We start from the raw sequence: 17355 nt of genomic DNA, 5'->3' as shown, positions 1-17355 counted from the left end.
CGGCATGGCAATGCCTTTCAGCCGGAAGAGCAGTGATGCCGGCACTCCGGCGCCGCGAGACGCGCCGGAGTTCGACAAGGCGACGTAAGATGCGTGCGTCAGAGCACGAACATCAGGACGAGCGCGACGACGAAGCAGAAGATGCCGAGACCTTCCGCGAGCGCCGCGCCGATGAAGGCGCGACCGAACTGGCCGTCGGCGGCCGAAGGGTTGCGCAGCGCGCCCGAGAGGAAGTTGCCGAAAATGCTGCCGACGCCGATGGCGGCGAGGCCCATTCCGAGGCAGGCGAGGCCAGCGCCGAGATACTTGGCTGCAACAGGATCCATAGTCTTTCTCCGGTGTGAAAAGCTTGAGCGGGTGGGTGAACTCTCGCGATCTCGGCTCTGGGCTCAGTGGCCCGGATGCAGAGCATCGTTGAGATAGACGCAGGTCAGGATCGCGAAGACATAGGCCTGCAGGAAAGCGACGAGGAACTCGAGCGCGGTGAGCGCGACGGCGAGCAGCAGCGGCAGAGGCGCGATGACATAACCGAGCAAGCCCGCGCCCGTGGTCAGCGCGACGACGAAGCCGCCGAAGACCTTGAGCGCGATGTGGCCGGCCAGCATGTTGCCGAACAGACGCAAGGAGAGCGAGATCGGCCGCGAGACGAAGGAAATCGCCTCGATCAGCACCATGAAGGGCAGGAGCCAGCCGGGAACGCCCGATGGCACGAACAAGCCGAAGAAATGGCTGCCATGCTTGATGATGCCATAGACCAGCACGACGCCGATGACGAGGAAGGCGAAGGCGGCGGTGACGATGATGTGGCTGGTGACGGTGAAGGAGCTCGGGACCATGCCGAGCAGGTTCGCCGTCAGCACGAACATGAAGAGCGAGAAGACGAAGGGGAAGAAGCGCATGCCGTCCTTGCCCATCACGCCTGTGACGGTCGAGGCGACGAATTCATAGGCGATCTCGGCGAGCGACTGCAGGCGGCCGGGCACGGTGGCGCGCTGGCTCGAGCCATAGATCATGACCAGCGAGACGACGCCCACGATCAGGACCATCAGCAGCGAGGAATTGGTGAACGACAGGTCGAGCCCGAAGGGGCGCAGGCCCACGATCGGATGGATCTCGAATTGGTGGATCGGATCGATTCCGCCGCCAGCCGCCATGTCTCAAGCCCCTCGTCGCGCAGCCCGCATGGCTGCCTCTTCGGTTATTTCTTCGCCGCGTCGTCCTGAGACCCTGAGGTCGGACGCACGCCGAGCCGATAAGCGGAACGAAAACCGGCGATGGTGCCAAGCGCCAGGAAGGCGATCAGCAGGAACGGAGACGTTCCGAGCCACCGGTCTCCGAGGAACCCGAGAAGGGCGCCCGCGATGATGCCGCCTGCGAGATCGGTTGCTGCGCGAAATCCGGAAGACATCGCGCCCGCAAGCGCCTTGTCCTTCCCAGCCGGACTTGCGCCCGGCTTTTCACTCTCCTCTGCCCGCCCGATGGCGGACTTCAAAGAGTCCAGTCTTGCGCGCAACTCCGTATCTGAGGCGCTTTTGTCAGGTTCCGACATGGCGATGATCCCTCCCTGATCGCGAAATGGCCACGATCCGGTGAAAAACCACTCTATCCCTGTCCAGACCCGCGCATCGAGCCGTCGTCAGCACGGCCTCCTTTATTGCCCGGTCCCCGCCCTGTCAAGGCAGGGCAAAGTGGCTTAAGGTATTGGAATATTTATAAATTCAGGCGAGATGCGACATTCTTGCCGCATTGCCGCGTCGATTGTGGCAATTTTTCAACCGGCCTCGCGGATGCGTTCGGCGGTCGCGAGGTCGACGGAGACCATCTGGCTGACGCCGCGCTCGGCCATGGTGACGCCGAAGAGCCGGTCCATCCGGGCCATGGTGATCGGGTTGTGGGTGATCAGGATGAAGCGCGTCTGTGTATTGCGCGCCATCTCGTCGAGCAGGTCGCAATAGCGCTCGACATTGGCGTCGTCGAGCGGCGCATCGACCTCGTCGAGCACGCAGATCGGCGAGGGGTTTGTCAGGAACACGGCGAAGATCAGCGCGGTTGCGGTCAGGGCCTGCTCGCCGCCCGAGAGCAGCGTCATCACTTGCGGCTTCTTGCCGGGCGGGCGGGCGAAGATTTCCAGCCCCGCCTCCAGCGGGTCCTCGGAATCGACCAGCTTCAGCTCGGCCGTGCCGCCGCCGAACAGCACGTTGAACAGGCGCTGGAACTGCTCGTTGACGATCTCGAAGGCGGCGAGCAGGCGCTCGCGCCCCTCGCGGTTCAAGGCACCGATCGCCTGGCGCAGGCGCCGGATCGCCTCGCTCAGATCGTCGCGCTCGCCCGTCATGCCCTCACGCTTGGCCTTGATCTCGGAGAGCTCGTCCTCGGCGCGCAGATTGACGGCGCCGAGCCGCTCGCGTTCGCCCTTGAGGCCGGCGAGGCGGCTTTCGACGGCGCCCTGCGCGGGCAGGTCCTCGCCGGGCTTCAGCCCGGTCAGCCCCTGCAGTTCGGAGAGCGTCGTCTCCAGCCCGTCCTCGATCTGGCGCGCCACGTCGGAGACGCGCTGGCGGGCAGCCTCGAGCCTGGCCTCTGCCGAGGCGCGCAATTCGCGCGCGCCGGCCAGGCCTTCGAGCGCGGCCCGCGCCTGGCGGTCGGCGTCAGTCAGGGCGGTTTCCGCCTTAGCGAGGCTGTCGGCCGCCTCGCGCCGGCCGGCCTCGGCGGTTTCGATCTCGGCGACGATTCGGCGACGCTCGACCAGGAAGGTGTCGGGCGCCTCCAGCAGCGCCTTCTGCTCGGCCGAGACCGTCTCGATGCGGCGCCTGGTCTCCTCGGCCGTCTGGCTGGAGGTGGCGGCGCGCTGCTGCCAGGCCGCGACATCCTGCGCGATGGCGGCGCGCCGCTTCGTGCGCAGCTCCGCCTCGCGCGCCAGGGTCTGGACCCGCGCCCGCGCATCGGAGGCTGCGACACGCCGTTCGCCCAGCTCGACGCGCGCCCTCAGCAGCACGGTTTCGAGATCGGTCGATGGCGCGAGCGCAGCGTATGCCTCTTCATGGCCGGCCGCCTGCGCCGTCGCTTCAGTGATGGTCTGGCCGAGGCGTTCGATCGCCTCGCTCAGCGCCGAGCGCCTTGCGGCTGTCTCGCTGGCCTTGCGCTCGGCGGCGGCGAGCTGTTCACGCGCCTGGTCGAGCCCGCGCCGCGCCATGCGCACGGCTTCGAGCGCCGCGGTTTCGACCTGGGCGGCGGCCTTGGCTTCGTTCGTCGCCGCATCGAGCCCGTCCCGCGCGGTTTCCGCCGCCTCGCGCGCGGCCTGGGCTTCGCGTTCGAGATCGCCGAGGCGGTTCTTCTCGGCGAGGCGGCGCGCTGCCGGGGAGGGCGCCTCGGCGGCGCTGGTGAAGCCATCCCAGCGCCAGATATCGCCTTCACGTGAGACCAGCCGCTGGCCGGGCTTGAGCTGATCGCGCAGCTGCGCGCCGTCAGTGCGCGCCACGATGCCGATCTGCGCGAGCCGGCGCTTCAGCGCGGCGGGGCCGCGCACCTGCCGGCCCAGCGCCTCGACGCCGGCAGGCAAGGCTGGGTCGTCCCCGCCCGGGCCGGTGTCGCGCCAATGCGTCGGCGCGGAGGCCTCAGTGGCGGCGTCGAGATCATCCCCCAGCGCCGCGCCGAGCGCGGTCTCATAGCCCTTGGCGACGCTGATCGCTTCGATGATCGCCGGCCAGAGATCGCCGGTCGCTGGCGCGAGCAGCTTCTGCAAGGTCTTGATCTCGGTTTCCAGCCGCTGCGCCTTGCGGTCGGCTTCGGCCAGCGGAGCGCGCAATTGCGTCTCGCGCTCTCGGGCGGCCGCAAGCGCGCCGCGTGCGGCATTGGCCCGGGCGTCGGCCTCGCCCATCGCAGCCTCGCCGGTCGTGACCGCCTCCCGCAGCGCCGCCAGCGGCGTCGAGGCGGTTGCGGCGTCGAGCGCAGCCTGGTCGCGCAAGAGCCGGTCGCGCTCGCCCGAGGCTCTGGTGACGCGCTCGCGCGCCTCGCGCAAGGCGCGTTCGAGCGCGCCGCGCCGCGCGCCGAGATCGGAGAGACGCGCTTGCGCAGCGGCATGCTCCGTCTCGGCCGCGGCAAGGGCGGCTTCCGTCTCGGAGAGGCTGGCCGTTGCCGCCTCGGCGCTGGCGGCGGCGCCAGCGCCCTCGCGCGCCAGCTCGTCATCCTCTTCCGCCAGCCGCGACAGGCTTCCGCTCGCATCGCGCGCGACGTTCTCCTGCCGGGCGAGATCGCCCTGAAGCTCGGTCAATCGCCGGCCGAGTTCCTCGCCGCGCTGCTTGGCGCGGCGGTTGGCGGCCTCAATCTCGTCGAGGCCGCGCTTGAGCCGCACCAGCGTCGCGGCCGCCGCAGCCTCTGCTTCGCGCAAAGCCGGCAACGCATGTGCCGCGACAGCCTGCATTCGCGCCGCTTCCGCCTGGATGCCGGTCTGCTCGGCGACGCCGCGCACGGCCGCCTCCAGCGCGCGCTCGCCCTGCGCTTCGTGCAGGCGCGCCTCGTGATGGGCGATCAGCGCCAGCACGGCTTCCGCCCGGCGGATATCGGCGGCCAGGCTGCGATAGCGCCCGGCCTGCCGCGCCTGGCGCTGCAGCGCCTCGATCTGCCCGTCGATCTCGCCGAGAACGTCTTCGAGCCGCGTCAGATTCTCCTCGGCTCCGCGCAGGCGCAGTTCGGCTTCGTGGCGGCGGCTGTGCAGGCCGGCGATGCCGGCAGCGTCCTCGAGGATGCGCCGGCGCGATTGCGGCTTGGCCGAGATGATCTCGCTGATCTGCCCTTGCCGCACGAGAGCGGGCGAGCGTGCGCCGGTCGCGGCATCGGCGAACAGGAGTTGCACATCCTTGGCGCGCACCTCCTTGCCGTTGACGCGATAGGTCGAGCCTTCCTCGCGCTCGATCCGGCGAGTGACTTCGAGGACATCGGTCTCGTTGAAGGCGGCGGGCGCCCTGCGGTCGGTATTGTCGAGGGTGAGGGCGACTTCGGCCATGTTGCGGCCGGGGCGCTCATTCGAGCCGCCGAAGATGACATCGTCCATCCCCGAGCCGCGCATGTTCTTGAACGAGCTTTCGCCCATCACCCAGCGCAGGGCTTCGACGAGATTGGACTTGCCGCAGCCATTGGGGCCGACGATGCCGGTCAGCCCCGGCTCGATCAGAAACTCCGTCGGCTCGACGAAGGTCTTGAAGCCGGTGAGCTTGAGGCGCGTCAGCTGCATGAGCGCGCGCCCCGTCCCACATCTGCGGCCGTCATCCCGGACAAGCCGCGAAGCGGCGCTGATCCGGGATCCATCATAGGGCTCGTCGGCGTTCTATGATGGATCCCGGATCTCCGCTTCGCTGCGTCCGGGATGACGGGGAGGTCGTGAGAAAGTGGCCGAGCGTCCTCAGCCCGCGAGAAGCGGTTCGAGGATCTTGTCGAATTCGGCGATCGAGAGCGCACCTGAACGCTTCTGCCCGTTGATGAAGAAGGTCGGCGTCGCATCGACGCCAGCCTTGGCCCCACGATCCTTCACTTGCGTGACGGCGTCATAGATATCTTGCCTTTTCAAGCAGGCTTCGAACGAATCCTGTGTGAAACCGGCCTGTTTGACCATGCTCGACAGCGCATCGACCGGTTTGTCGGTAAAAGCCCAGGCCTTTTGCTGGCTGAACAGCATGTCGGTCATCGGGTAGTATTTGTCGTTGCCGTTGCAGCGGGCAAGCATGAAGCCGGCAGTCGCCAGCGGATCGAGCGGGAATTCGCGCAGCGTGAAGCGGATTTTGCCGGTGTCGATGTACTTCGCCTTCAGCGCCGGCCAGGTCTCCTCATGGAAGGCGGCGCAATGGCTGCAGGTCATCGAGGCGTATTCGATCACCGTCACCTTGGCGTCGGCCGGGCCGAGCCAGACATCGCCGAGCGGGCCGGCCGTGGTCAGATCGGTCTGCGCCTGGGCACTGCGCGCGCCCAGCATCGCGGCGGCTGCGAGGCCGGCGCTGCCGGTCAGAAGCTGTCGCCTGTTCGTCATAATGCAGTGTCCTTGAGAGCGAAATCGGTTGCCGGACCATAGAGGCCATCACGATTGTGGCAAGATCGGTTCGGCGCGATCTTGCCGGCGCTCACGAAGCTGTGTCGGGTCGGCCGTGACGTGATCCCGCGCCGACGGAGCGGCCAAGCCGCTCCAGCGCTGCCCGCAATTCCGGATCGGCGATGCTGGAGACCTGCTGCGCAACGCGCGCGACCGTCGCAGGATCGGGCGGTGGCGGCACCTGCCTGGTCGCCGGCGCCTCGACCGGCCCTTGCTTCAACACGAGCTTGCCGACGGCGCGCCAGCCGAGATGGGTGTTGACCCGTTCCAGCACGAGCGGCGCGAGTTGCTGCATCTCCAGCGCGAAGGCGCCCTCGACCCGCACCACCATCGTTGCGGGGTCGGAGCTCTCGCCCGGCGCGGGCCGGCGGCGCGGCCAGTCGATCTTGAGCGGCCGCGAGCGTGCCGCCAGCCGCTCGCCGACGATCTCGGGCCAGAGCGAGACGATGGCGCGGCCGGCAAAGCCCTGGGCAGCGAGCGCCGGTGCAAGGCAGTCATCGATCAGGTCGGCGAGGGGTTTGGCAGCCATGCGCCATTGATGGGCCACAGGCGAGGCGGCGGCAAGAGGCTCGCCACCTCGCCTGCAGGGTCAGAAGCGGGTCGTCAGAGTCGTCAACCAGTCGGGCGAGTGCCGGACGAGTTCGGCCTCCGCGACCTTGTCATAGCCGCTGACGATCAAGAGGCCGACGAGCATGAGAACCAGGCCCAGCACGATCTTCGCCGTCTTGCCTCCTCCCAGCATGCGGCCGCGCCAGCGGGCCATGGCCTGGCGGGACATGAGTCCGAGAAGGACGAGCGGAACGCCGGCGCCGAGGCCGAAGAAGGCCATGGTCAGCGCCACCTGCCCGAGATTTTCGCCCTGCGCCGCCAGGATCGAGGCCGCCCCCAGCGTCGGACCGACGCAAGGGGCCCAGACCGCGCCCAGCAGCAACCCAACTCCGAACTGCCCCCAGACACCTCGCGTCGAGAAGCCGGAAAGGTTGCGATCGGCCCAGTCGCTGACAGGCCCTCCGGCCGTCGCCAGTCTCACCTGCAGCGTCGGAACGGCGAGCACTGCGCCGACGAGGGTCATCAGGACGGCCGCTGCGATCCGGAACGCGTCGCCGTCGAGCCCGATGCCATAACCGATCGTCGCGACGAAAAGGCCGATCGCGACGAAGGAGAGGGCGACGCCGCCGGCAAGGGCGGCGGGAGCGAGGCGGTGTTCGCCAGTTGCGGTGCCGAGCACGATCGGCAGGAGCGGCAGCACGCAGGGAGACAGGATCGAAAGGAGCCCGGCGAGGAATGCGAGCCCGGTACTGCCCAATGCCATGACGTTGCCTCAGATCGCCTTGGCGAGCAGCGTCTCGATGCTGGCGCTGTTGGTGTCGCCGACCGAGCGCCCCGTTTCCAAACTGCCCTTGAACGTGATCAACGTGCTCTGGGTGCGGGCGCCGAACCGCTTGACCGCGTCCTTCTGTCCGTCGAAATCGACGCGCATCACCATCAGGTCCTTGAAGCGCGCCTGCTTGCGCAGATCGGAGATGATCGGGGCTTGCGCCTTGCAAGTCGGACACCAATCGGCATGGATTTCGACGAGGATCGGCTTGCCGGCCTTTTGGGCGGCGGCGAAGTCCGCGGTCGTGAAGGGACGGATGTCGTCGGCGGCGAAAGCGGCAGGGGCTGCGAGGGCGATCGTCACCAAGGCGATGGCGATGAGGCTACGGCGGAGGATCATGATCTGGACCTTGTTGAGCGCTGAATGAGCCGGGAACTGGCTTTCGGTTATTCGCAGCCCCGGATGGATCGGTTACCGACCCGATGCGCGATCACGGCGATGTGACCGGTGGAGCCTTGGGGACCGGGCCTCGGCGCGCCAACGGGGCAGAGCCCTGTGGCGGGATCGCCGCCAGCCCGCTAGATGCGGTACAATGAACCACCCCATGCCGCAGCCCGCCGCCAAAGCGGCCGATCTCCTCTCCTGGTATGACCGCCATCGCCGCAGCCTGCCCTGGCGGGCGCTGCCGGGCGAAAGGCCCGACCCCTATCGCGTCTGGGCCTCGGAGATCATGCTGCAGCAGACCACGATCGCGGCGGTGAAACCCTATTTCGAGCGCTTCATGGCGCGCTTCCCGACGGTGGAGGCGCTTGCAGTCGCATCCTCCGAGGAGGTCATGCAGGCCTGGGCCGGGCTCGGCTATTACTCGCGCGCCCGCAATCTGCACGCCTGCGCCAAGGCCGTGACGGAGAGCCATGGCGGCCGCTTTCCCGACACCGAGGAGGGCTTGCGCGCCCTGCCGGGCATCGGCGCCTATACGGCGGGCGCCGTGGCCGCGATCGCCTTCGACAGGCCCGCTGCGGCCGTCGACGGCAATGTCGAGCGCGTCATGACCCGGCTCTTCGCCATCGAGGAGGCGCTGCCCAGCGCCAAACCTGTGATTCGCGAGCATGTCCTGGCGCTGCTGCCGATGGCGCGGCCAGGCGATTTCGCGCAAGCGCTGATGGATCTCGGCGCGACGATCTGCACGCCGCGCAATCCGGCTTGCGGCATCTGCCCATGGCGCGAGCCTTGCCGGGCGCGAATTGCCGGAACCCAGGAGAGCTACCCGCGCAAGGCGGCGAAGAAAGCGGGCGTCACCCGCTATGGCGCAGCCTTCGTGCTGCTGCGCGAGGATGGCGCGCTCCTGGTTCGCACGCGCCCGAACAAGGGCCTGCTCGGCGGCATGGCGGAAGTGCCGACCAGCGACTGGCGCGCTGATTACGAACTGGATGGCGCCGCGCAAGACGCGCCATTCGCGACGCGCTGGCGCAAGCTGGGCCCGCCGGTGCGCCATGTCTTCACGCATTTCCCGCTGGAATTGACGGTGCTGGTGGCGAAGGCACCGCTGACGATGCAAGCCCCGCTGGGCATGCGCTTCACGCCGCCTGGCAAGTTGCGCGAGGAGCCGTTCCCGAGCCTGATGCTGAAGGTGGTCGAGGCCGGGCTTGCGGCGCTCAAGCCGCCGCCATTTGCGCCCTGATCTCGCCGCGCAGGACGTCGAGCAGCATCAGCCCGGCCGGCCGCTCGACATGCCAGAAGGTCCAGCCATTGCAGCTCGGCAGGCCCTGGGCCAGCGCACCTACCTTGTGGATCGAGCCGACCGCCGGACCCAGCATCAGCGTGCCGTCGGCGCGGATCGTCGCCTTGTGGCGGCGCTTTTCGTCCGTGACGCTTTCGCCGGGCTTCACCAGCCCGGCCTCGACCAGGCTGAGGAAGGGTACGCGCGGCTCGCTGCGCTTGGAGGGCGCGGTCGAATAGGCTTCCGGCGGCAGCGGCTCGATGGCGGCGATGCGCTTGCGGGCGGCTGCGGCATAGGCGGGATCACGCTCCAGCCCGATGAAGCGCCGGCCGAGCGCCTTGGCGACGGCGCCGGTCGTGCCGGTTCCGAAGAAGGGATCGAGGATCACGTCACCGGGATTGCTGGCCGAAAGCATGACGCGGGCGAGCAGGGCCTCGGGCTTCTGCGTCGGGTGGACTTTCGCCCCCGCATCATCCTTCAGGCGCTCCTCGCCGGTGCAGAGCGGCAGATACCAGTCCGAGCGCATCTGCAGGTCGTCATTGCCGCCCTTCAGCGCCTCATAGTGGAAGGTGTATTTCGATGAGGCTCCGCGCGCCGCCCAGATCAGCGTCTCATGCGCATTGGTGAAGCGCCGGCCGCGGAAATTCGGCATCGGATTGGCCTTGCGCCAGACGATGTCGTTCAGCATCCAGAAGCCGAGATCCTGCAGGATCGAGCCGACGCGGAAAATGTTGTGATAGGAGCCGATCACCCAGAGCGCGCCGTCGGGCTTCAGCACGCGGCGGCAGGCCATAAGCCAGGCGCGGGTGAAGGCGTCGTAATCGGCGAAGGACGAGAATTTGTCCCAGTCGTCGTCGACGGCGTCGACGAGGCTGTCGTCGGGCCGGCGCAGATCGCCGCCGAGCTGGAGATTATAGGGCGGGTCGGCGAAGACGAGGTCGATGCTTGCCGGGGGCAAGCGCTCGAGCGCGGCGACGCAGTCGCCGACAAGCACCTGATCGAGAGGGAGTTCGAGAGGAAGGCCGGCCGCCTCGAGCCGTGGAGCCTTGATCGGTGACTGCAGCGCGGGCCGTCCGGTACGCGGAACTTGAATCCGGACGGCGGCGCTGGTGGTCCCGGTACGCAAAATACCCATGACGCCCCAAGACCGTTACGCAACTTGAACAGTCGCGATATTGCTTGGACAGGGTAAAAGCCGGGTTTCCGCGATGAAAAAAATGCGTCTCGTTTTGGGGCTGCAGCTTTTGCCTAGTCCCTTGATCCCGCTGCCGAATTCCTAACCGAGGGTTAATGCTGCGCGCGTTTGCGCAAGGCTCCGGCCGGTTCGTCTCAGCGCTGCCAGACGCCCTTCACCGGCGCGAAGCTGTAGCGATGCTCGGGGCAGGGGCCGTGCTCCTGGATCGCCGCGCGGTGGACCGCCGTGCCGTAGCCGACATGCCCGGCGAAGCCATAGGCCGGGTAAAGCTGCGCCAGCCGCGCCATCATTCTGTCGCGCGTCACCTTGGCGATGATCGAGGCGGCCGCGATCGAGGCGACGAGCGCGTCGCCCTTGACGATCGCCTCGCAGGGGCAAGGCAGGGACGGTGGGTCGTTGCCGTCGACCAGGACCTTGAGCGGCGCGAGCGACAGGGCGGCGACGGCGCGCTTCATCGCCAGCAGCGTCGCCTGCCGAATGTTGATGGCGTCGATCTCGGCTGCGGTCACGCTGGCGATGCCGATCGCCAGCGCCGTCTCAGCGATCTTGTCGAACAGCGCCTCGCGGCGCGCGGCGCTGAGCACCTTCGAATCGGCGAGCCCGGCAGGAACCTTCCCGGGGTCGAGGATCACTGCCGCCGCGACCACCGGTCCGGCCAAGGGCCCACGCCCGACCTCGTCGATCCCGGCCAATGGCCAGAACCCGGTTGCGATGGCTTGCGTCTCACGGCTGAAATCGGCGCTCATGCCGGGCTTATGCAACATGCGGTGCGGGCCGGCCATGCTCTCTGCATGGCTGTCCACCTCATCTCGGCCGGCGCGTTCCTCGTCATGGTCGGGCTTGTCCCGGCCATCCACGTCTTCCTTCGGCGAGGGCCGTGTTCAAGACGTGGATGCTCGCCACAAGGGCGAGCATGACGATGCGGTCTTGCCGGTTCTTCAAAACAAGCTCAGCTGCGCCTTTTCCTTCTCGGGCTTCAGGAACAGGTCGTTGCGCAGCCTGAGCCTCGTCGCGTTGAAGCCGAGCCGCTCGGCCGCCATCTCGAAGCGCCGCCCGATCATCCAGGCATAAGGCCCCGAGCCGACCTGGCGCTGGCCCCAGGCCGGGTCGTAATCCTTGCCGCCGCGCGTTGAGCGGATCAGCGAGACGACATGGCGCAATTTGTCGGGGTGGTGGGTCAGCAACCAGTCCTGCACCAGATCCTTCACCTCCAGCGGCAGCCGCAGCAAGACATAGCCAGCCTCGCGCGCGCCGGCGGCCTTGGCGGCGTCGAGGATGCGCTCGATCTCATGCTCGTTGATCGCCGGAATGATCGGCGCGACCAGCACCGTGACCGGGATGCCGGCCTCCGACAAAGCCCTGATTGTCTCCAGGCGTTTGGCCGGGGAGGCGGCGCGCGGCTCCATGGTGCGGGCGATCTTGGGGTCGAGCGTGGTCAGCGAGATCGCGACCTTGGCGAGGCCTTTCGCCGCCATCGGCGCCAATATGTCGATGTCGCGCTGGACCAGCGCCGATTTCGTCACGATCCCGACCGGGTGGTTGAACTTCGCCAGCACCTCCAGGATCGAGCGCATGATCCGCAGCTTCTTCTCGATCGGCTGATAGGCGTCGGTATTGGTGCCGATCGCGATGGTGCGCGGCTGGTAGGAAGCGGCGCTGAGCTCCTTCTCCAGCAGGATCGCCGCATCGGGCTTGGCTGTCAGCTTGCTCTCGAAGTCGAGCCCCGGCGACAGGCCGAGATAGGCGTGGCTCGGCCGCGCGAAGCAATAGACGCAGCCATGCTCGCAGCCGCGATAGGGATTGATCGAGCGGTCGAACGAAATGTCAGGGGAGTCGTTCCTGGTAATGATCGTGCGCGGCTTCTCGATCGAGACCTCGGTCTTGAAGGCCGGCAATTCGCCGAGCGTGCCCCAGCCGTCATCCTCGAGGACACGTTGCTCGGCCTCGAAGCGCCCGCCCGGATTGATCGTGGCGCCGCGCCCGCGCCGGCGTTCCGGATCGATCCGATGCCCGGCATAGGCCATCGGGTCGAGCGGCGCGATACGCGCGGAAACCGAGGCCGGCTCGCTGTCATGCCGCTTGAGCGGCTGCGCCGGAATCGGCCGCGAAGAGGGTCTCGCAGAGGATGTGGCAGAGGGCGTGGCCTGGCGCATGACGCTGAACCGTCCTGGAAACCGCCGGGAATCGGCGCGTTTCTATGTTTCCAATGTGAACATATAGGGAACAGATTGCAAGTGACAGGATTGCGACATGTTGCGCTGCGTCATATGGATTTGCGCATGCTCACAGCCGTGATCCGGGCCGATGGCCCCCCAAGCCTGCTCGCCGCGACCTTCGCGGTCCTCATTCCCGCTGTCGCCGATGGATTCCTGGGCCATGCGGTCGTGGTCGATGCGGGGGGGGATCATGATGTCGAGCGATTGGCCGACGCCACCGGCGCGAGCTATCTGCGGTCGGGCGCCGCGGAGGGCTGGCATCTCGGCGCGGCGCAGGCGCGCGGCGACTGGCTGGTCCTGCTCGATGCCGGCGATGTGCCGCAGTCGCATTGGGCCCAGGTCGTCGACCGGCATCTCATGCTCGCGCCCGACAGCCCGGCCCTGATTCCCTTGCGCGGCGTTGCCGGTTCGCTGCGCGAGCGCGCGGCGATCTCCTTCGGCGCCAGGCGGTTGCGCGCCGGTCTCGTCGTGCCCAAGGGGCTCGTTCTCGCGGGCAGGCTGGGAGGCGCGCCGCGCCGCCTGACGGTGCGCCGCGAACGGGCGAGCGGCTGAGCGCGGGCGTCGCGATCTGGCCGGCTACCGCGCCTTGGCGCTGCCGGTCGCGAAATCGGTGAAGGCGCGCAACGCCGGAGCCATCTGCCGCCGGCTCGCGCGAACTGGACCATCTCGTGCGCGCCAGCAAGGTGGTCTATCTCGGCATGTCAGACATCCCGGCCTGGCAGGTCTCGCGCATGCAGGCGATCGCCGATCAGCGCGCCCGGCTCGATGTCGCAAGCGCGATCGAACTCGGCTTCCCTCACAGCTTCGCTTCCCTCACAGCTTCCTGGCGCGGCCGATGACGCAGGCGATCATCAGCGGCGGTGTCGAGATCGCGCGCAGGTAGGGGTGCGCATCGTATCGCGTGCCGGTCCGCAGGGAGCGGGTGGGCTGATGAGTGCTTGTTGCGGGGCGGGGCGAACGGCAGGTCCGCGCCGCCTCCGATTCGGATTTTGATTCACTCAGTGCATTGAATCTCAAACTTCATCCGATCGAAGGCCTCTGCCACGCAATCTGCGAGTTTTATCTCGTTACCGTCTCGAAGCCAGATGTATGTGGCAAAGCGAATTGCGCCGGACGACAATATAGATGCAAATAATAGCCGGTCGTGAGACATCTTGGAAGGCCACAAAGCCGACAAGCCTTTCATGATAGCCTTTTCAAGATTGATTTCGTTCGCGCGGTTCTTGCTCTGAAGTGCCGCGTTGTTCCTCATGATTTTTGCGATCGCGAGCGTTCTCTCCGCGTCGAAGCGCGTCAGGTTTGAAAGGATCGCCTTGCGCACGACCTCCAAGGTGGGCTCGTCAGGGGAGCCTCGGGCAATGGACTCGGCAATCATCTCATAATATTCGCGCAGATGTGAGAAAAGGATTTCGTCCTTGCTGTCGAAATAATTGAACAGATGTCTTCTGGAAATGCCGGAAGAATGAGCAATTTCGGCGAGCGTCGTGGCGTCGTATCCGTTCTCAAGAAACAGGCGGATGCTGACATTGGTTATGTGCTCGTATTTTTCGCGGCGATTGCGCTCGCGAAGGCCTTCCGGCTTGGGAGATGCTTGTCGCATTTCTGCCTCAACTTGATATTTCGACCATATCGACGTGGCCGACGCGGTGCAACAAATCGAGATGACCGAGGTCTCGGACCGATGGGTGTGAAGGGCGTCGACACAAAGACGCCTCAATTAAAATGCACTCAGTGCAACAATAGCTCAATGAGGTCTCTTCAGGGGCTGTCCGAATCCACTGTCGCGGCCTGCGGCGCAAACCATCTCGGTTGGGAAAAGCGTGACCATGCGGAGAAATCCTCTGATTGCCTTCATTGGAATGGCCGGTGCTCTGCTTGGAGGTTGTGCAACCGGCTCGTTGGAGCAGGCCGGCTCGCTTCAATCATATGACAGTTTGGAGCAGTCGGATGGTTTGTTGACGCGCTCGAAGCTGCGTGTCGACAAGACGAGCGTGACGAAGGCCCGCACAGTCAAGATCGTCCCCACCGCTTTCTCGGCTTCCTCGACGCAGCCGAGCTTGACACCCGCGCAACGGAGCCTAGTCGCGAATGCGATCGATCGCGCCATGTGTGGCGGCCTGAGCGAGCGTTTCGTCGTTGTCACCCCGTCCGAGCCTGCCGATCTCACGGTCCGCGCCCTGGTGACGCAGGTCGCGCCGACGGATGTGGTTTCGGCGGGGGTCTCTCGCGGCGCATCGGTTGCTAAATCGATTCTCCTGCCTGGAGTTCCTGTCCCGCTCCCGCGCATTCCCGTGGGAATGGGAAGCATTTCGCTCGAAGCGGAGGCTCGCGACGCCCATGGCAAGCAGCAGGCGGCGATGGTCTGGGGGCGTGGCGCAAATGCCTTCCTGACCTCGGCCCGGATGAGCGAGGAGGGCGACGCCTATACGCTGGCGAGCGATTTCGGATCCGATTTCAGCAAGATGCTCGTCACCGGCGAGACGCCCTTCGGCAAGGCGCCGACATTTCCGTCCTTCGAACAGATCGGCGCGCAGTTTGGCGGTGACGCGAAATACGCCGCTTGCCGGGCCTTCGGCCCGTCGCCAGGGCTTATCGGCCTGGTCGGCGGCAGCGTCGGTGTTCCGCCAAGCTGGACGGATAAAGGCGCCGCCGTTCCCGCCGAACGATAGGGCGAGAGCAGCTGCTAAAGCTGGTTTGTCCTGAACGTATCGCAGCTCTGCATCGAGCCTGAGCGCAGGCCGGTGGTGAACCAGCGCGTGCGTTGCGCCGAGGAGCCATGGGTGAAGGAATCGGGCACGACGACGCCCTGCGAGGCCTTCTGCAGCTTGTCGTCGCCGATCGCGGCGGCGGTCTTCATCGCCTCGTCGACGTCGCTCTGGTCGATCCGGCCCATCGCCTGGATGTTGTTGGCCCAGACGCCGGCGAAGCAGTCCGCCTGCAATTCGATGCGCACCGAGATGGCGTTGGCGTCACGCTCCGAGGAGCGCTCGCGCAACTGGTTCGCCTTGGGCAGGATGCCGATCAGGTTCTGGACGTGGTGGCCGACCTCATGGCCGATGACATAGGCATAGGCGAAATCGCCGCCACCGCCGAGCTTGCGCTGCATCTCCTGGAAGAAGGAGAGGTCGAGATAGACCTTCTTGTCCGGTGGGCAATAGAACGGCCCCATTGCCGCCTGGGCGGTGCCGCAGCCGGAGCGGTCGACGCCGGAATACAGCACCAGGCGCGGCGCCTGGTAGCGCGTATTCGCCTGCTGCGGCAAAACCTTGGTCCAGACGTCCTCGTTCTGCGCCAGCACGGCTGAGACGAAGCGGCCCATCTCGTCTGAGGGCGGGCCCGAGGATTGCCGGGTTTCCTGGGTCGGGGCGCTGCGCCCGCCAATGCCGCCGATCAGTTCCGCTCCGCCGATCAAGAGGCGCGGATCGATGCCGAGCGCCCAGCCGACCAGGCCGAGCACGACCATGGTGCCGATGCCGACGCCGCCGCGCCCGCCGGGCAGGCCGGCATAGGTGCCGCCGCCGCGCCTGTCCTCGACATTCTCGGACTGGCGATAATCTTCCCACTGCATGGCAGGCACTCCGCTCTCTCGACCGCCAATCTCTGCGAGCGGGGCCAGAAACTCAAGTCGTCTTGCTGCGGCTTGTTCCCAAGGCCGTTCCAATTTCTCGGGCCGAGATTCCGGAACAATTTCCCATTCAGCCTGACCCGTCATTGCGAGCACAGCGAAGCAATCCAGGAGGTCTTGCGAGCCCTCCTGGATTGCTTCGTCGCTCACGCTCTCGCAATGACGGGTCAGAAAGTGCGAAAATTGCCTTGGCCGGTCAATGATAGCCGCTGTCGAGCTTCACCTTGCCGCGGAAGGTCCAGTAGACGAAGGCGGTGTAGAACAGGATCATCGGCAGCAGGAAGCTCACCCCAATCAGCACGAAGATATGCGAAGCGGGCGCCGCCGCGACGTCCCAGATCGTCAGGCCGGGCGGCACGAGATAGGGATAGTTCGAGATCGCGAGGCCGAGAAAGCAGAGCACGAAGATCGCGATGGTGAAGGCAAACGGAGCGAATTCGTGCTGTCCGTGCAGCCGCTTCCAGACCATCCAGCCGCAATAGGCGGTGAGCAGCGGGAAGGGCCAGAGCAGGGCGAAGTTGGCGGGCGTGAACCAGCGCTCGGCGATGCGCGGATGGGCGTAGGGCGTCCAGAGCGAGACCAGGATCGCGAAGGCCATCAGGCCGAGCAGCAGCAGCTTCGCCTGGGCCCGGGCTCGCTCGGCGACCGCGCCTTCGGTCTTGTAGACCAGCCAGGTCGCACCGAGCAGGGCGTAGCCGACGACGACGCCCGCTCCGCACATCACGGAGAACGGCGTCAGCCAGTCGAGGGGCTTGCCGGCGAACTGCCCGTTCGCGACCGTGATGCCCTGGATCAAACCGCCCAGGATAAGCCCCTGCGCGAAGGCCGCGATGGTCGAGCCGAGCCAGAAGGCGAGGTCCCAGATGCGGTGCTTCGGCTTGGCGACCCAGCGGAACTCGAAGGCGACGCCGCGGAAGATCAGCGCCAGCAGCATCAGGATCACCGGGATGTAGAAGGCCGGCATGATGATGGCGTAGGCCTTGGGGAAGGCGACCCATAGCCCGCCGCCGCCCAGAACCAGCCAGGTCTCGTTGCCGTCCCAGAAGGGCGCGACCGAGTTCATCATCTGGTCGCGCTCGGCCTCGTCCTTCGTCGCGGGGAAGAGGATCGCGATGCCGAGGTCGAAACCGTCGAGCACGACATAGAGCATCACGGCGGTGCCGATCAGTCCGGCCCAGATCACAGGGAGATACCATTCCATTGTC

Annotated in this window: 18 protein-coding genes; 4 read left to right on the top strand and 14 right to left on the bottom strand. The window is 66.6% G+C overall.

The features are described from left to right. Positions 1-98 precede the first annotated feature (98 nt). From BMZ97_RS12360 to BMZ97_RS12325, 8 genes are all read right to left on the bottom strand, one after another. Positions 99-326 (bottom strand): F0F1 ATP synthase subunit C, encoded by a 228-nt coding sequence (locus BMZ97_RS12360; protein ID WP_056707584.1) that lies wholly within the window; start codon positions 324-326, stop codon positions 99-101. A gap of 63 nt (positions 327-389) precedes the next feature. Next, on the bottom strand, positions 390-1154 hold the full coding sequence (locus tag BMZ97_RS12355) for a F0F1 ATP synthase subunit A (RefSeq protein ID WP_092169537.1): 765 nt from the start codon (positions 1152-1154) through the stop codon (positions 390-392). 44 nt (positions 1155-1198) lie between these two features. After that, entirely contained in the window at positions 1199-1549 is a 351-nt protein-coding gene (locus tag BMZ97_RS12350; RefSeq protein WP_092169535.1) for an AtpZ/AtpI family protein, read from the bottom strand. 222 nt (positions 1550-1771) lie between these two features. After that, positions 1772-5227, bottom strand: coding sequence for a chromosome segregation SMC family protein (locus BMZ97_RS12345; protein ID WP_092169532.1), 3456 nt, complete (start codon positions 5225-5227; stop codon positions 1772-1774). A 168-nt stretch (positions 5228-5395) separates the two neighbouring features. Beyond that, the gene (locus BMZ97_RS12340; protein WP_092169529.1) at positions 5396-6019 is read right to left on the bottom strand and encodes a DsbA family protein; all 624 of its coding nucleotides are present in this window, start codon (positions 6017-6019) and stop codon (positions 5396-5398) included. 88 nt (positions 6020-6107) lie between these two features. Beyond that, positions 6108-6605 carry a DUF721 domain-containing protein gene (locus BMZ97_RS12335; RefSeq protein ID WP_092171314.1) on the bottom strand — a complete coding sequence of 166 codons (498 nt, stop codon included), beginning with the start codon at positions 6603-6605 and terminating at the stop codon, positions 6108-6110. 60 nt (positions 6606-6665) lie between these two features. Beyond that, positions 6666-7388 carry a cytochrome c biogenesis CcdA family protein gene (locus BMZ97_RS12330; protein WP_092169526.1) on the bottom strand — a complete coding sequence of 241 codons (723 nt, stop codon included), beginning with the start codon at positions 7386-7388 and terminating at the stop codon, positions 6666-6668. Between the two features lie 9 nt (positions 7389-7397). Beyond that, entirely contained in the window at positions 7398-7793 is a 396-nt protein-coding gene (locus BMZ97_RS12325; RefSeq protein WP_092169523.1) for a thioredoxin family protein, read from the bottom strand. 193 nt (positions 7794-7986) lie between these two features. Here BMZ97_RS12325 and mutY point away from each other — a divergent pair, with 193 nt between their 5' ends. Then, entirely contained in the window at positions 7987-9075 is a 1089-nt protein-coding gene (gene mutY, locus BMZ97_RS12320; protein WP_092169520.1) for an A/G-specific adenine glycosylase, read from the top strand. On the opposite strand, the gene BMZ97_RS12315 is transcribed toward mutY, so the two are convergent. The 3 genes from BMZ97_RS12315 to BMZ97_RS12305 all read right to left on the bottom strand — a co-directional run bounded on the left by BMZ97_RS12315 (position 9050) and on the right by BMZ97_RS12305 (position 12333). Further along, positions 9050-10249 carry a site-specific DNA-methyltransferase gene (locus tag BMZ97_RS12315; RefSeq protein WP_092169518.1) on the bottom strand — a complete coding sequence of 400 codons (1200 nt, stop codon included), beginning with the start codon at positions 10247-10249 and terminating at the stop codon, positions 9050-9052. The genes mutY and BMZ97_RS12315 overlap by 26 nt on opposite strands. Before the next feature lie 194 nt (positions 10250-10443). Further along, a complete protein-coding gene (rnhB, locus tag BMZ97_RS12310; protein ID WP_092171311.1) occupies positions 10444-11055 on the bottom strand; it encodes a ribonuclease HII in 612 nt (203 codons plus the stop codon). 192 nt (positions 11056-11247) lie between these two features. Then, a complete protein-coding gene (locus BMZ97_RS12305; RefSeq protein ID WP_092171308.1) occupies positions 11248-12333 on the bottom strand; it encodes a PA0069 family radical SAM protein in 1086 nt (361 codons plus the stop codon). A 255-nt stretch (positions 12334-12588) separates the two neighbouring features. Here BMZ97_RS12305 and BMZ97_RS12300 point away from each other — a divergent pair, with 255 nt between their 5' ends. Both BMZ97_RS12300 and BMZ97_RS31445 read left to right on the top strand, forming a co-directional pair. Further along, entirely contained in the window at positions 12589-13077 is a 489-nt protein-coding gene (locus tag BMZ97_RS12300; RefSeq protein ID WP_139221206.1) for a glycosyltransferase family A protein, read from the top strand. 116 nt (positions 13078-13193) lie between these two features. After that, positions 13194-13364 carry a hypothetical protein gene (locus BMZ97_RS31445; protein ID WP_210188248.1) on the top strand — a complete coding sequence of 57 codons (171 nt, stop codon included), beginning with the start codon at positions 13194-13196 and terminating at the stop codon, positions 13362-13364. 155 nt (positions 13365-13519) lie between these two features. Here BMZ97_RS31445 and BMZ97_RS12295 read toward each other — a convergent pair whose 3' ends face one another. Next, positions 13520-14125 (bottom strand): TetR/AcrR family transcriptional regulator, encoded by a 606-nt coding sequence (locus tag BMZ97_RS12295; RefSeq protein WP_092169513.1) that lies wholly within the window; start codon positions 14123-14125, stop codon positions 13520-13522. A gap of 298 nt (positions 14126-14423) precedes the next feature. On the opposite strand from BMZ97_RS12295, the gene BMZ97_RS12290 reads away from it, so the two are divergent. Next, complete coding sequence (locus tag BMZ97_RS12290) at positions 14424-15194, top strand: DUF3313 domain-containing protein (RefSeq protein ID WP_244546377.1); 771 nt, start codon at positions 14424-14426, stop codon at positions 15192-15194. A gap of 14 nt (positions 15195-15208) precedes the next feature. On the opposite strand, the gene BMZ97_RS12285 is transcribed toward BMZ97_RS12290, so the two are convergent. Together BMZ97_RS12285 and cydB are read right to left on the bottom strand one after the other, a co-directional pair. Further along, the gene (locus BMZ97_RS12285) at positions 15209-16093 is read right to left on the bottom strand and encodes a KPN_02809 family neutral zinc metallopeptidase (protein WP_092169508.1); all 885 of its coding nucleotides are present in this window, start codon (positions 16091-16093) and stop codon (positions 15209-15211) included. Positions 16094-16346: 253 nt separating this feature from the next. Beyond that, positions 16347-17351 carry a cytochrome d ubiquinol oxidase subunit II gene (cydB, locus tag BMZ97_RS12280; protein WP_092169505.1) on the bottom strand — a complete coding sequence of 335 codons (1005 nt, stop codon included), beginning with the start codon at positions 17349-17351 and terminating at the stop codon, positions 16347-16349. Positions 17352-17355 lie beyond the last annotated feature (4 nt).

Origin of the sequence: Allobosea sp. OK403 (assembly GCF_900113835.1) — a bacterium.
Lineage (GTDB): Bacteria > Pseudomonadota > Alphaproteobacteria > Rhizobiales > Beijerinckiaceae > Allobosea.
This window is presented reverse-complemented; position numbering and strand designations above follow the sequence as displayed.